Annotated in this window: 15 protein-coding genes; 4 read left to right on the forward strand and 11 right to left on the reverse strand. The window is 67.5% G+C overall.

The features are described from left to right. Nucleotides 1-133: 133 nt before the first annotated feature. The 3 genes from ACZ2G3_RS16755 to ACZ2G3_RS16765 are packed head-to-tail and all read left to right on the forward strand — an operon-like array spanning nt 134 to nt 3,167. Nucleotides 134-997, forward strand: a complete 864-nt coding sequence (locus ACZ2G3_RS16755; protein ID WP_470399609.1) for a putative selenate ABC transporter substrate-binding protein — start codon at nt 134-136, stop codon at nt 995-997. Between the two features lie 9 nt (nt 998-1,006). Beyond that, nucleotides 1,007-1,666, forward strand: coding sequence for an ATP-binding cassette domain-containing protein (locus tag ACZ2G3_RS16760; RefSeq protein ID WP_470399611.1), 660 nt, complete (start codon nt 1,007-1,009; stop codon nt 1,664-1,666). Next, complete coding sequence (locus tag ACZ2G3_RS16765) at nt 1,656-3,167, forward strand: PhnE/PtxC family ABC transporter permease (RefSeq protein ID WP_470399613.1); 1,512 nt, start codon at nt 1,656-1,658, stop codon at nt 3,165-3,167. Before ACZ2G3_RS16760 ends, ACZ2G3_RS16765 begins: the two co-directional genes overlap by 11 nt. A 3-nt stretch (nt 3,168-3,170) precedes the next feature. Here the strand turns inward: ACZ2G3_RS16765 and ACZ2G3_RS16770 are convergent, their stop codons facing one another. Together ACZ2G3_RS16770 and ACZ2G3_RS16775 are read right to left on the reverse strand one after the other, a co-directional pair. Further along, on the reverse strand, nt 3,171-3,791 hold the full coding sequence (locus ACZ2G3_RS16770; protein WP_470399615.1) for an acyl-homoserine-lactone synthase: 621 nt from the start codon (nt 3,789-3,791) through the stop codon (nt 3,171-3,173). Nucleotides 3,792-3,799: 8 nt separating this feature from the next. Then, nucleotides 3,800-4,009 carry a hypothetical protein gene (locus ACZ2G3_RS16775; protein WP_419269505.1) on the reverse strand — a complete coding sequence of 70 codons (210 nt, stop codon included), beginning with the start codon at nt 4,007-4,009 and terminating at the stop codon, nt 3,800-3,802. 139 nt (nt 4,010-4,148) lie between these two features. Between ACZ2G3_RS16775 and ACZ2G3_RS16780 the strand changes: the two genes are divergently transcribed. Then, on the forward strand, nt 4,149-4,766 hold the full coding sequence (locus ACZ2G3_RS16780; RefSeq protein ID WP_470399616.1) for a helix-turn-helix transcriptional regulator: 618 nt from the start codon (nt 4,149-4,151) through the stop codon (nt 4,764-4,766). A 155-nt stretch (nt 4,767-4,921) separates the two neighbouring features. Here the strand turns inward: ACZ2G3_RS16780 and ACZ2G3_RS16785 are convergent, their stop codons facing one another. The 9 genes from ACZ2G3_RS16785 to ACZ2G3_RS16825 all read right to left on the reverse strand — a co-directional run bounded on the left by ACZ2G3_RS16785 (nt 4,922) and on the right by ACZ2G3_RS16825 (nt 13,509). Then, nucleotides 4,922-5,929, reverse strand: coding sequence for a methylenetetrahydrofolate reductase (locus ACZ2G3_RS16785; protein WP_470399617.1), 1,008 nt, complete (start codon nt 5,927-5,929; stop codon nt 4,922-4,924). Then, complete coding sequence (locus ACZ2G3_RS16790; RefSeq protein ID WP_470399619.1) at nt 5,926-6,504, reverse strand: methylenetetrahydrofolate reductase C-terminal domain-containing protein; 579 nt, start codon at nt 6,502-6,504, stop codon at nt 5,926-5,928. Before ACZ2G3_RS16790 ends, ACZ2G3_RS16785 begins: the two co-directional genes overlap by 4 nt. An 83-nt stretch (nt 6,505-6,587) precedes the next feature. Then, a complete protein-coding gene (locus ACZ2G3_RS16795; protein ID WP_470399621.1) occupies nt 6,588-8,240 on the reverse strand; it encodes an acyl-CoA synthetase in 1,653 nt (550 codons plus the stop codon). Nucleotides 8,241-8,244: 4 nt separating this feature from the next. Beyond that, a complete protein-coding gene (locus tag ACZ2G3_RS16800) occupies nt 8,245-9,045 on the reverse strand; it encodes an enoyl-CoA hydratase (RefSeq protein ID WP_470399623.1) in 801 nt (266 codons plus the stop codon). Then, the gene (locus tag ACZ2G3_RS16805; RefSeq protein ID WP_470399625.1) at nt 9,035-9,517 is read right to left on the reverse strand and encodes an OsmC family protein; all 483 of its coding nucleotides are present in this window, start codon (nt 9,515-9,517) and stop codon (nt 9,035-9,037) included. Before ACZ2G3_RS16805 ends, ACZ2G3_RS16800 begins: the two co-directional genes overlap by 11 nt. A gap of 30 nt (nt 9,518-9,547) precedes the next feature. Next, nucleotides 9,548-10,690: a glycine cleavage T C-terminal barrel domain-containing protein gene (locus tag ACZ2G3_RS16810; protein ID WP_470399626.1), complete on the reverse strand. Its 1,143-nt coding sequence runs from the start codon at nt 10,688-10,690 to the stop codon at nt 9,548-9,550. Nucleotides 10,691-10,955: 265 nt separating this feature from the next. Then, on the reverse strand, nt 10,956-11,894 hold the full coding sequence (gene folD / locus ACZ2G3_RS16815) for a bifunctional methylenetetrahydrofolate dehydrogenase/methenyltetrahydrofolate cyclohydrolase FolD (RefSeq protein ID WP_470399628.1): 939 nt from the start codon (nt 11,892-11,894) through the stop codon (nt 10,956-10,958). A gap of 312 nt (nt 11,895-12,206) precedes the next feature. Next, the gene (locus tag ACZ2G3_RS16820) at nt 12,207-12,704 is read right to left on the reverse strand and encodes an Lrp/AsnC family transcriptional regulator (RefSeq protein WP_419269496.1); all 498 of its coding nucleotides are present in this window, start codon (nt 12,702-12,704) and stop codon (nt 12,207-12,209) included. Nucleotides 12,705-12,831: 127 nt separating this feature from the next. Then, a complete protein-coding gene (locus tag ACZ2G3_RS16825; protein WP_470399630.1) occupies nt 12,832-13,509 on the reverse strand; it encodes a gamma-glutamylcyclotransferase in 678 nt (225 codons plus the stop codon). Between the last annotated feature and the right edge of the window lie 250 nt (nt 13,510-13,759).

A 13,759-nucleotide genomic window follows, 5' to 3' on the forward strand; every position in this document is an offset into this window, starting at 1 on the left:
CAAGCCGATGCGCCGGGCGCGCTCGGGCCGATCGGTTCCGCCGCGACGCGGGGGCTTGACGACACGGCGCGAGGCCCGGCCATCGGGGGCCGCCTTCCGCATGTCCCGTCCCACCGCAACAGGTTCCTTACACATGACCGTTCGTTTTCTCGCTGCGCTTCTTGCTGCCTCCGTTGCCCTGTCCGGTGCAGCCAAGGCGCAGGATACCCTGTATTTTTCCGCCATCCCGGACGAGGACGAGACGCGCCTGACCGAGCGTTTCAGCGCCGTCGCGGAGTACCTGTCGGAGGAGCTTGACGTGCCCGTCAAGTTCGTCCCGGTGAAATCCTATCCCGCCGCCGTCACCGCCTTCCGCAACGACCAGGTGCAGTTGGCCTGGTTCGGCGGCCTGTCGGGCGTGCAGGCGCGGCTTCTGGTGCCGGGTGCGCGCGCCATCGCGCAGGGTGATGAGGACACGCAGTTCGTCAGCTATTTCATCGCCCATACCGATACCGGGCTGGAGCGGTCCGAGGATTTCCCCGAGGCCGCCCGCGGGATGACCTTCACCTTCGGCGCCAAGACCTCGACCTCGGGGCGGCTGATGCCGGAACACGCGATCCGCGAGAATACCGGAGAGGCGCCGGAGGAGTTCTTCGACCGCGTGGGCTTCTCGGGCGATCACAGCCAGACGCTGCGGCTGGTCGCTTCGGGCGCGTGGCAGGTCGGTGCGCTGAATTTTGCTGCCTATGATCAGGCGGTTGCCGATGGTGCCCCCGAGGTGGAGACGACAAAGGTCATCTGGCAGACGCCGCCTTATCCCGACTACAACTGGACCATCCGCGGTGATGTCGATGCGCGGTGGGGCGAGGGTTTTGCCGATCGCGTGCAGGCGGCGCTGGTCGACATGGACGATCCCGACCTGCTGGCGGCCTTCCCGCGCCAGGCCTTCATCCCGGCCGCGAACGGGGATTATGCCCCGATCGAGGAGGTCGCGCGTCAGCTTGACCTGCTGGAGTGAGACCTGTCCATGCAGCTGCTGGACGGCGCCGATCTGGGCTATGGCGGGACCACGGTCCTGCAGGGCGTGCGTCTTAATGTCGCGCCGGGAGAGCGACTGGCCCTGCTGGGGCGCAGCGGCTCGGGCAAGTCGACGCTGCTGGCGGCGCTGAGGGAGGCGATTCTGGCGCGCGGCCTGCGGGTGGCGCTGGTGCCGCAGGACACCGCGCTGGTCCCGCAGCTGAATGCCCTGCGCAACGTGCTGATGGGACGGCTGGACGATCACGGGGCGCTTTACAACCTGCGCACGCTGATCCGCCCCCGACCGGCCGACCGCGATGCGGCGCTGGAGGCGCTGGACCGCGTCGGCCTGCGGCCCGAGGCGCCCCGTGCGGTCGAGGGCCTGTCGGGCGGACAGAAGCAGCGCGTCGCCCTGGCGCGCGCGCTCCATCGGGGCGGCGAGCTCATCCTGGGGGACGAGCCGCTGTCCGCCGTCGACCCGCGCCAGGCCGAGCTTCTGGCCGGGGTGATCCGCAGCGCCTTCCCGACCGCTGTCCTGGCCCTTCATGACGTGGCCATCGCCCGCGCCTTCGCCACCCGCGTCATCGGGCTGCGGGACGGCGCGTTCCTGTTCGACCTGCCGGTGGCGGAACTGGATGCGGCGCGGATCGAGGCGCTCTATGGGCGCTAGCCTCTCGCGCCTTGGCGTCGTCGCCGCCTTCCTGGCGGTCGCCCTGCTGTGCCTGCCGCTGGCGGACCTGGCCGTTGCGGGCCACGACCCTTGGGCGGCGCTGGCCCGCATGGGGCGCGGTTTCCTGACGCCCGACTTTGGTGCCATCGAACAGATCGCCCGCGCCGTCGCCCTGACCCTGGCCTTTGCCATCGCGGGCGTGGCCTTGGGCGGCCTCGCGGGGCTCTGTCTTGCGCCCTTCTACCGACTGCGGGCGGTGCGGGGGCTGGCGATTGCCCTGCGCTCGGTCCATGAGCTGTTCTGGGCGCTGATGCTGCTGCAGGTCTTCGGGATCAGCGTCTGGTCGGGCATCCTGGCCATTGCGCTGCCCTATGCCGGGATCTTCGCCAAGGTTCTCTCCGAGATCTTGGACGAGGCCGATCCCCGCCCGGCCGCATGGCTGGGGCCGCGCGCTGACCCGCTGACGCGTTTCCTGTGGACGCGCATCCCCCTGGCCCGGCCCGAGATGGTGAGCTATGCGCTCTATCGGCTGGAATGCGGGCTGCGCTCCTCGGCGGTGCTGGGCTTCATCGGGCTGCCGACGCTCGGCTTCCAGCTGGACAGCTTTTTCCGGCAGGGCGACTACGGGGCGGCGGGCGCGGTGATGGCGGTCTATATCGCGCTGATCGCGACCGTCAGGCTGTGGATGCGCCCAAGGCTGGTGATCCCCTGGCTGGGCGCGGCCGTGATGATGCTGGCCACGGTGCAATCGCCCCCGATGGGGCAGGGGGCGCTGTGGCGGTTCCTGTCCGACATCGTGCCGGCACCCCTGCGTCAGGGCGATCCGGCGGGGCTGCTGCCCTGGCTTGGCAACCTGCTGGGCGGGGCGATCCTGCCGGGGCTGCTGGCGACGCTGGTGGTGGCACAGCTGGCGCTGATCCTGGCGGGGGCGGTGGCCTTTCTGGGGCAGGCGGTGATCGTGCCGCGGGTGACCGGGCGCGCGGGGGCCGCCGCGGGCCATCTGCTGCTGGTGATCCTGCGGTCCTTTCCCGAATACATGCTGGCCTATCTGTTCCTGCAGGTCTTCGGGCCGTCCATGCTGCCGGCGATCCTGGCGCTTGGCCTGCACAACGGGGCGATCATCGGCCACCTTCTGGGCCGTCAGGCGGCGACGCTGGCGCTGCGGCCCGATGCGCCGCGCGGGCTGACCCTGTGGGGATGGGAGATCGTGCCGCGCCTCTTCGGCAACTTCCTGGCGCTCTGCCTTTATCGGTGGGAGATCATCATCCGCGAATCCGCGATCATGGGCATTCTGGGCATCGCCACCCTGGGCTTCTACCTGGACGACGCCATCGGAGAGCTGCGGATCGACCGGGCAGTCGCGATCCTTGCCGCCACCGGGCTGGTGACGGTCGGGGTCGATGCGCTGTCGCGTGCGATTCGCGCCAGGCTTGGCGCGGCGTCGTTGCGGATGTCGGACAGCCGGCAGGCCGTGCGGGCCCGCCAGGCGACCGGCTGCTAGGGCCTAGTGCAGGGACACTTGGGCGGCCGGCTGGCGCACCGCGCAGGAAAAGGCCAGGAACTTGCCGTCTTCGTTCGACACCAGGTCGCCCAGGGGCTGCGGCGTCCAGCCGAGGCGCGAGGCCATGCGCAGGAAGGCCGGCGGTCCCAGGAACAGGCATTCCGACGCGCCGACCCGGTGCAGGTAGTCGTTCGCCACCTCCAGGATCTGCTCGGCCAGCCCCGGCAGGGGCAGGGCGGCAAAGCGCGTCAGCTCCCAGGCCTGGGGATCAACGGGCGGCTCGTCATGGCAAAGGTTCGTCGGCATGCCCGGCAGCAGCCCCAGATGGGCGTCGCGGATCATGTAGGAATAGACGACCGCTCCGTCCCCCAGGGACTTGTCCGTGCGTTTCAACCGCGCGCCGCCGACCGCCTGCCCGTCGCGATGCGCGATGACATAGGCGGTGTCATAGGTGTCGTATTGCTCGAACTCGATGCCCTCGGCGTGGTGAAGCGGCCAGGCCATCCGGTCGACGAAGATCTGCTTGCGCAGCTTGAGAAAGCTCGTGACCAGGTCGAACCGGGCCATATCGCGCGGCAGGCTGATCAGCTCCACCTGCACGCGCGCCATGTCATGTCCTGTCATCGCGCCGCTCACTGCCGATAACCTTCCGGCAGCTTCGCCAGCCCCAGGAACTGGCGTCCCCCGGTGACCTTGTTGGGCAGCCACAATCCCCAGGACGTCACCTCGACCTTCAGGACGCCCTCTTCGGCATAAGCGTCGAAATAGGTCAGCATGGTTTCGACCATGTCGCGGCTGAATTCGGCGGTGGCCAGCTTCGGCTCCCTGATTCCAGATACCATCTGCGTGCTCCTTTGATTAACAGAAAGGTCTTAACGGGATGCTCCCGTCCGCGGCGTTTGTCGTGCCAAATCGGAGCAACCTGTCTTTTCAGCATGTCCGAAAAGGCATAACTTGTCTCGTGCGGCGCAAGAGGAACCCATGCTCACCGACCTGATCCCCAATTTCGACGAAGAGATTGCCCAGATGCATGCGCTGGCGCCGACCGGGTGGATCATGGGCTTCAACCTGACCTACAAGGGGCCGGAACACCTGTTCAACGCCTACCCGGAAGCCTGGCGGGGGATCTATGAGGACAGGAACTATTTCTTCGGCGACCCGATCGCGATGTGGACCATGACCCATGACGGCGCGGCGCGCTGGTCCGAGGTGCGCATCCCCGACCTGCGCGGAGTGATGTCGGCCGCCCGGCGGTTCCGGCTGAATTACGGGGTCGCCATCTCGCGCAAGGTGGCCGGCAAGCGGTCCTTCCTGACGCTGTCGCATCCGGACCGGGAATTCACCGATGCCGAGATTGCCCATTGCAGCGCCAGGTTCCAGCTGTGGACCGACCTCGTGCTGAACCGCGCCGCGCTGACGCCGGCGGAACTTGACGTGCTGCGGTGCTTTCGCGACGGGCTGGGACAGCTGGACACCGCCACCCAGTTGGGCATCGCGGAATCCACCGTCAAGCAACGCGCGGTCAAGGCCTGCAGCAAGCTGGGCGCCAAGACCCGCACTCAGGCCGTCGCCATCGCCGTTGCCCGCAACTATCTGTAATATGGCCTTTTGGCCATACGGTTTTCCGCGCCGTCGGTGCTGGTTGACCGCTGGCTGAGCAACCGCTTGACCGGACCGGCGGCCATGACCCGGCCATCCTCAGCCGAGGAAACTCCACCTGCACGCTGCCGACGCGCCCGCGCTGGTCCTGTCGATCAGGCCCGAACCGCATTCGCGGGCAGGGTCATGCGATCGTCACGCACGCCCGACTGCGCGATGATCTCGGACACCAGATGCTCGCGGCGATAGGCCATGACATGCACGCCGCTGACGCCGGCGATCTGGCGGATCTGCTGGATCAGCTCGATGCAGATGCGCTTGCCCTCCTCGCCCTGGTCGGTGGCCCCTTCCATTCGCGCGATCACCGCATCGGGGATGTGAACGCCGGGAACGTTGCTGCGCATCCAGCGCGCCGCCTTGGCCGAGGCCAGCGGGCCGACGCCTGCCAGGATGAAGACGCGCTGTTCCAACCCCAGATCACGGACGCGGGCCATGAACCGTTCAAAGACCGGCATGTCGAAGATGTAGTTGGTCTGGATGAAATCCGCCCCCGCCTCGACCTTCTTCGCCAGCCGATCGGGCCGCCAGTCCAGCGGCGCGATGCAGGGGTTTTCCGCAGCGCCCAGGAACATGCGGGGCGGACTGCTGATCCGGCGCCCCGACAGGAACACGCCATCGTCGCGCATGGTGCGGATCGTGCGCAGAAGCGAGATCGAATCGAGGTCGAAGACAGGTCGCGCGCCCGGCTGGTCACCCACGCCGACGCCATCCCCGGTCAGGCACAGCACGTTGCGCACGCCCATGGCCGCCGCGCCAAGGACGTCGCCCTGGATGGCGATGCGGTTCCGGTCGCGGCACGAGATCTGGTAGACCGTGCCCATGCCCGCCCGCGTCAGCAGGGCCGAGATGCCGATCGAGGACATGTGGCAGTTGGCGCCTGACGCGTCGGTCGCGTTGATGGCGTCGGCCACCTCGGCCAGCGGGCGCGCCGCCTCGAACACGTCGGCCGGGTCCGCGCTGTCGGGCGGGTTCAACTCGGCCGTGACCGCGAAATGCCCCTTGCGCAGCACCCGTTCAAGGCGGCTGCCCGACACGTGCCCCGGGGGCGGCTGGTCATAGCTGGGCTGCCAGCGCGCAAAGTCGGTCTGGGTCGTGTCGGTCAATGCCTGTTCCCCCTGTGGCTGGCGGAAGGCGGCTCGGGCGCGAGGGGTGCCGCGGCCGGTTCATGGGCGCGCGCGGTCGGAAAGGCCCGCGCGATTGTGTTGCGCGGCGCATCCGACGGTGCCCCCGGTCGCGCCGCCTTTTCCCGCGCCACCCGCAACCACGAGGAGGAGCCTTCGAGGCTGCGGTTGACCGGCGGCTGCACGTCATGGATCTTGCTGCCGCCCTGCATGCGCGCCGCGCCGTCCCAGGCCAGCACCCAGACACAGCGCATCTGCGGCTTGACCTCGCAGAAGCCGCCAGGCCGCACGCCGCCGCAGGGGCCGTTGCGAAGGTTCTTGGGACAGTTCATCGGACAGGACATGCCCGTCGATGACAGCACGCACTGGCCGCACATCCGGCAGTCGAACAGCAGCCCCTTGGTCACCTTTTCGACGGCGGCGACGGGACGTTCAAGCCGGTCGTAGCCGATCCGCCGGAACAGCGGGTCCAGCGCGACCAGGGCGGATTCGAAACGGGTATAGAACCATTCGAAGGCCCTTGCATGGCGGATGGCGAAAAGACGGATGCGATACATGGGTCAAGCCTGGTCCTTGTGCCTGTCCAGGGGCGGGCAGGGCCGCCCGATCCTGCCGTCCGGGTGGGGACATGGTCCATGCGTCATGACGGCACCGCTGTGTCGGAGGCCATCTGCCGTGCCTGGTCACGCAGGGCGAATTTCTGGATCTTGCCGGTGGAGGTGCGCGGGATCGGCATGAAGACGATCCGGGCGGGGATCTTGTAGGGCGCCAGATGCGCGCGGCACCAGGCCAGCAGGCCGGCGCCGTCGGCCTGACCCTCGGGCGTCAACTCGACAAAGGCGCAGGGACGCTCGCCCCATTTCTCGTCCGGCATCGCCACGACGGCGCAGACGGCGACCGCCGGGTGACGATAGAGCGCCTCCTCGACCTCGATGGACGAGATGTTCTCGCCGCCCGAGATGATGATGTCCTTGGACCGGTCCTTGAGCTGGATATAGGCGTCGGGATGGATGACCCCCAAGTCGCCGGAATGGAACCAGCCGCCCCGGAATGCCTCCTCGGTGGCCTTTGCGTTGCGGAAATAGCCCTTCATCACGACATTGCCGCGGAACATGACCTCGCCGATGGTCTGCCCGTCGCGCGGCACCGGCCGCATCGTGTCGGGGTCCAGGACGTCCAGCCCCTCCAGCGGCAGATAGCGGACGCCCTGGCGGGCCTTCAGTGCCGCCTGCCGGGCGGGAGGCAAGTCTGACCAGTCGGAATGCCAGTCGTTGACCACCGCCGGGCCATAGGTTTCGGTCAGCCCGTAAAGATGGGTGACCTCGAACCCGGCCTCCTTCATGTCGGACAGAACCTTTTCGGGCGGCGGGGCGGCGGCGGTCATGAACTGCACGCTGCGGCCCAGATCGCGCCGGACCCCGGCCTCGGCCCCGATCAGCAGCGACATGACGATGGGCGCCCCGCACAGATGGGTGACGCCGCGCTCGGCCAGCGCGCTCCAGATCGGCTCGGCCCGGACCTGCCGCAGGCAGACATGCGTGCCAATCACCGCCGACATGGTCCAGGGAAAGCACCAGCCGTTGCAATGGAACATCGGCAGGGTCCACAGATAGACCGCGTGCTTGGCCATCGCCGTGGTCAGCGCGTTCCCCTGCGCCAGCAGATAGGCGCCTCGGTGATGCGACACGACCCCCTTGGGGTCGCCCGTCGTCCCCGACGTGTAGTTGATCGAGATCGCGTCCCATTCGTCCTGCGGCATCAGCCAGTCGAACTCGGGATCGCCGCCCGCCAGGAACGCCTCATAGCCCAGCCCGTCCGCCGGCACCGGGCCGCCCGCAAACTCCGGATCGTCGCTCGTCACGATCAGGGGCGAAACCTTGGCCAGGTCGAGGGCCTGCCGCAGCAGGGGCAGGAACTCCGTGTCCACGATCACGACCCGCGACATGGCATGGTCCAGCTGAAAGGCGATGGTGGCGGCGTCCAGCCGGATGTTGATCGAATGCAGGACCGCGCCGCTCATCGGGACGCCGTAATGGCATTCCAGCATCGCCGGCACGTTGGGCAGCAGGACCGAGACCGTGTCGCCACGCCCCATCCCCTTCTGCGCCAGGGCCGAGGCCAACCGCCGCGAGCGGGCGTAGAAGTCCCTGTAGCTGCGCTGCAGGGCGCCGTGGACGATCGCCGTGTGGTCCGGGAACACGGTCGCCGCGCGTTCCAGAAAGGTCAGCGGCGTCAGGGGCTGGTGATTGGCCGGATTGCGGTCCAGGCCGATGTTGTAGGGATTGTCGACCATGGCCTCACCGATCCTCCCACTGGGGGCTGCGCTTGCCGATGAAGGCGTTGATGCCTTCGGCGGCATCTCGCGCCAGCATGTTCTCGACCATCACCGCCGAGGCATAGGCATAGGCCTCGGCCAGCGGCATCTCCTGCTGGGCATAGAAGGCGCGCTTGCCGGTGGCCAGGGTCATGCCGGACTTGGAGGCGATCTTGGTCGCCATGGCCTGCGTCTCGGACTGCAGGTCCTGGGCGGGGACCGCCCGGTTGACCAGCCCGATCTCGGCCGCGCGCGCGGCCGAGGTCATGTCGCCGGTCAGCAGCATCTCCATCGCATGCTTGTTGGCGACATTCCGCGACAGCGCGACCATGGGCGTCGAACAGAACAGCCCGATATGGACGCCGGGCGTGCTGAACCGCGCCGTGTCTGCCGCGACAGCAAGGTCGCAGCTGGCGACCAACTGGCAGCCGGCCGCGGTGGCGACCCCCGCGACCTCGGCGATGACCGGCTTGGGGCAGGCGACGATGGCCTGCATCACGCCCGAGCACATCGACATGATGCGGGCGAAATAGGCCTTGCCCCCGTCCGGGCCACAGCGCCCGGCGGTCAGCTCCTTCAGGTCATGCCCCGCGCAGAAGGCGGGACCTTCCGCGGCCAGGATCACGACGCGCACCGCCGGGTCCGTGGCGGCATCGGCAAAGGCCGTGGCCAGGCTTTCCAGCATCGCCTCGGACAGGGCGTTGCGCCGCGAGGGGTCGTTCAGGGTCAGCCGGAGGATGCCGGCGCCGTCCAGATTTCGCAGCAGGATCGAATTATCCGACATGGGCGGCCCCTGCATCCGTCTGTACGACGATATTGACCTCGACGCTCTCCGCCAGGCTGTTGGCAACGAAGCAGTAGCGGTGCGCGCGATCCTGCATCTGCTCCATCGCCCGCGGCTCCACTGCGAATCCCGTATCGAAGCGGACCCGGGGGTGCAGGTCGATGCGCGTCACGCACATCTGCCCTTTGGCGTTCTTGCCCAGATGGGCCACCGCATGATCGTCATAGCTGGCCACGGGCCAGCCCGCCTTGGCGGCGAGCGCCAGGAAGGTCATCATGTGACAACTGGACAGAGACGCTGCCAGGGCCTGTTCGGGATTGGTCAGGGCCGGATCGCCGCCCCAGTCAGGGGCGGCATCGACGGGAAGTTCGATGCGGTCATTGAACCGCACCTTGTGCGCGTTTGAATAGGCGCCAGGTCGAAGCGCGGGCGCCTCTCGCTGCCAGTGCGTTTCAATCGACAGATCGGTCATGTCCAGTCGTCCGGGTATGAGGGTTGCGGTTCAGGCGGCGGCAAGGGTCTTCTTGGGATCATAGAAGGGCTGTTCGACGATCGTGGCCTGCATCGACCCGGCCGGGGTCGTCACCTCGACCATTGCGCCGATCTGGGCCGCATCCGCCGACAGCATCGCCAGCGCGATGTTCTGTTCAAGCCGCGGCGAATGGATCGCCGAGGTGACCTTGCCGACGACGTTCCCGCCCTGGGTGACGGGCCAGAAGGTCGTGTTCGGGCCGGTCAGCGGCGCGCCCTCGATGACCAGGCCGACCTGACGGCGGGACGGGCCCTCGGCCTTGATCCGGCGCAGCGCCTCCTTGCCGATGAAGTCGGCCTCGATGTCCAGGTTCACCAGGCGGCCCAGCCCCAGCTCATAGGGGTTGGTGTTGATGTCGGCATCGGCGTGATAGGAGAGCATCCCGCCCTCGATGCGGCGGATCGAGGAGGTATGGCCCGGCTTCAGGCCAAAGGGCTTGCCCGCAGCCATGATCTTTTCCCACAATTCGTCACCGCGCGACCCGTCCTGCAGGAACAGCTCGTATCCCAATTCGCTGGACCAGCCGGTGCGCGACACGATCAGCGGGATGCCGTCCAGCTCGACCTCGCGCAGCCAGTAATAGCGCAGGTCCATGATGCTGTCGCCGAACATCGCGCGCATCACCTCGCCCGATTTCGGACCCTGCAACTGCAGGGGCGAGACGTCAGGCTCCCTGATCTGGACATCCATCCCGGAATGCACGGCCACACCCTGCGCCCAGAGCAGGATGTCGCTATCGGCCAGCGAGATCCAGTAATGGTTCTCGGCCAGGCGCAGCAGGATCGGGTCGTTCAGGATCCCGCCCTCGGCATTGGTGATCAGGATGTACTTGCACTGTCCCACGGCCATCTTGGACAGATCGCGCGGGGTCAGCATCTGGACGAACTTCGCGGCGTCCGGGCCGGTGATCTCGACCTGACGCTCGACGGCGACGTCGCAGAGGATCGCGTCGTTGATCAGGTTCCAGAAGTTCTGGACCGGATCGCCGAAGTCGCGCGGGATGTACATGTGGTTGTAGACCGAAAACCCCGTGGCGCCCCACCGGACGGTGGCGTCGAAATAGGGGGACTTGCGGATCTGCGTGCCGAAACCGAAATCTTTTGTTTGGGTCATCTGACGTGTTCTTTCGAAAGAAAGGCCTGAACCAGCCGGGGTGTCGTGAACAGCACGTAAATCTAAGCGCGGTTTACCCTGCGTCGCGGGCTGAAATGCGGCGCCCAAGCGTCCATCCGGACTGTTCTTGCGTCATCGCGCAGACCGTTCGGCCCTGTCGATCGCGCGCCCTTGCAGATGGTCCGCCGCCCGTATCTGGAACGGGCGGCGACGACCGGGCCCATGGCCGTTTGGGCAGGGCCCGGTCGCACCCTTTCCTCCGGTCTCAGTCGGGTTGCAGGCCGGGCGCCGGGATGTCGTGCAGGTGGCAGAAGGCCAGCAGCGTGTTGACCAGAAGGCAGGCGATGGTCATGGGGCCGACGCCCCCCGGCACGGGGGTGATGGCCCCCGCGACATGGCGCACATTGGCGAAGTCCACATCGCCCACGATCCCGGTTCGGGCGCTGCCGTCCTCCTGCAGCCCCAGTTCCGGCGCCGGGATCCGGTTGATCCCGACATCGATCACCGTGGCGCCCGGCTTGATCCAGTCCGCCTTGACCAGGCCCGGCACGCCTGCGGCGGCGATGACGATGTCGGCCATCCGCGCCAGCTGGGGAATGTTGGTCGAGGATTTATGCGCCACGATCACCGTGCAGTCCGCGTTCAGCAGCAGGCGCGCCATCGGCTTGCCCACGATGTTGGAATGCCCGATGACCAGCGCGGTCTTGCCCTTCAGGTCGGGGTGAAGACGCTGCAGCATCAGCATGCAGCCAAGCGGCGTGCAGGGCGCGATGGCGTTCTGCCCGGTGCCGACCATGCCGACATTCGAGACGTGGAACCCGTCCACGTCCTTCAGGGGGTTGATCGCGTTGATGACCAGCGACGAATCCAGATGCGCAGGCAGCGGCAGCTGGACCAGGATGCCGTGGACCAGCGGATCGTCGTTCAGCCGGGCGATCACCTCCAGCAGCTCCTCGGCGCCGGTGGTGGCCGGCAGGCGGAACTCGAACGAGGCCATTCCCGCCTCGACCGCCTGCTTGGCCTTGGAGCGGACATAGATCTCGGAGGCGGGATCGCTGCCGACCAGCACGACCGCAAGGCCGGGGGTCAGGCCGTGGCTGTCCTTGATCCGGGACACCGCCTCGCGGACCTTCCGGCGCACGGCTTCGGCATGGACGCGGCCGTCGATCAGCTCGGCTTCCGTCTGGCACTGGATCTCGGTCATGCCATGCCTCCGTCATGGGCTGCCCCGGCAGGGCACAGGATGAGGGTGAGCAGGGGCCTGCAATGGATCGAAAGCGGCAAGGTGGACATCTCCTGTCAATTGTGGTCCGGGGTCAGGCCTTGGCGGCCCACTGGTCCCGGCAGCGTGGTTATGGTGCGCCGAACCTGCTCGCGCCTTTCTTGCCGGATAGGGTCATCCGGACGCGCCGGTTCCATGCGCAGCTGCAGTGTTTCCCAATTCGGAAGGCGCGGCGGGCCGAATTTGCGGCCGAGACGGTCCGATCGGCCCGTCATGGCGCATCCGCGCGACCGCTCAGGCGGGACCGGGCTCCCGGCGCATCAGCGCGGCCAGATCGGGCCGGGCGGATTTCACCTCGCGCGTGACGATATAGGTCATGTATCTCTGTATCCCCAGCTCGGCCTCCAGCATCTTCTCCATCAGCTCCTGAAAGGCCGGCAGGCTGGGGGTGAAAATCTTGAGCACATAGTCCATCCCCCCGCCCGTCGCGACGCATTCGGTCACCTCCGTCATAGCGGCGATATGGGCCTCGAAGCGTTGAAAGTCCGACTTTCGATGTTGGGACAGCGACACGGTCACGACAACCTGGGAAAAATTTCCAAGCCGTTCCAGCGCGACATCCGCATGATATCCCCGGATCAGCCCCGCGGCCTTCAGCCGGCTCAGGCGCGCCCAGCAAGGCGTCGGCGACAGGTTGACCATCTCGGCCAGCTTGGCCTTGCTCAGCTGGCCGCATTTCTGAACGGCCGCAAGGATGCGAATGTCGGTCGCATCAAGACCAATCCTGCTCATCTGTCTGTACCCGCGCTCTTCTGCCCCGCCGCGGCCCGGGGGCTGCCGCCCACGGCAACCGCAAGCCTGCCCCGCACATTCTCAACACGCAGCGCCGCGATTTCACAAGCCGGTTCGGAGGCTGCGGTTACCAGGCGTCGATCTCTTCGGCGACCAGGCGCTGCAGCGTCCAGATATATTCGTCGTGGATGCCCCATTCGGCCAGCCCGCGGGCGGTGCGCAGCAGGTATTCCGCCCCCGAACCCGCAGCCCCGGCCGCATGGGCCAGCCTGCGCGCCTGTTCGGCCACCGTCAGCCGGGCGACAGGCGCATCCACCGGATCGGCATAGAAGGTCAGGGCAGATTCGCGCCCGCGTTCCGTCTCGACCTCGATCCAGCAGGCATTCGCGGCCAGTTCATGGGCGACCAGCTCGCGCCTGAGGATGCTTCGCAGGGACTGGGTCTCGGTCCCCTCGGCGATCTCCAGAACCAGCCCCTCGCAACTGCCGCCCGAGGCAAGGGCCAGCATCAGGCCGGGCCGCTCGGGCGTGCCCCGGAAATGGTCGAGGCTGAGGGAAAAGTCGCGGTGCCAGCCGATGGCCTGCCCCCGCCGCCGGGCCTGGACCTCGAAGCCGGGGTTCCAGATCAGCGATCCATAGGCGAAGACGGGGATGGGACGGGACCTGCCGGCCGTCAGCCGCTCGGCCAGGCGGTCAAGGTCCGCATCCTCCAGCATGCGCCAGCCGGCCTTGTAGAGCTCGCCCTCGGCCGGGGCGACGCGCATCACGTGATCGTCCGACAGCACGAGTGGGCAAGTTCTTTGCATCGCGGTCCCGCCTGCATGGTTGGCCATCGCGGCCCGGGATGCCGCATCAGCGCCCCGCCGCGTCGGCATGATCTATCGCAGGGCGAACGAAACTGCCAGCCGCGATCGGAAAACCGGAACACGACGCCCGATCAGTCTGAACGGGACTGCGCATCCGGGTTCTGTCACTGGTCGTGACGGAAGACGTCGTAGAGGAGGGCGATGAGGGCTGAGCCTGCCGGGGCGGACGGGTGGTTTCTGTCATGGACCA

The organism is Paracoccus sp. KKT209 (assembly GCF_055635455.1).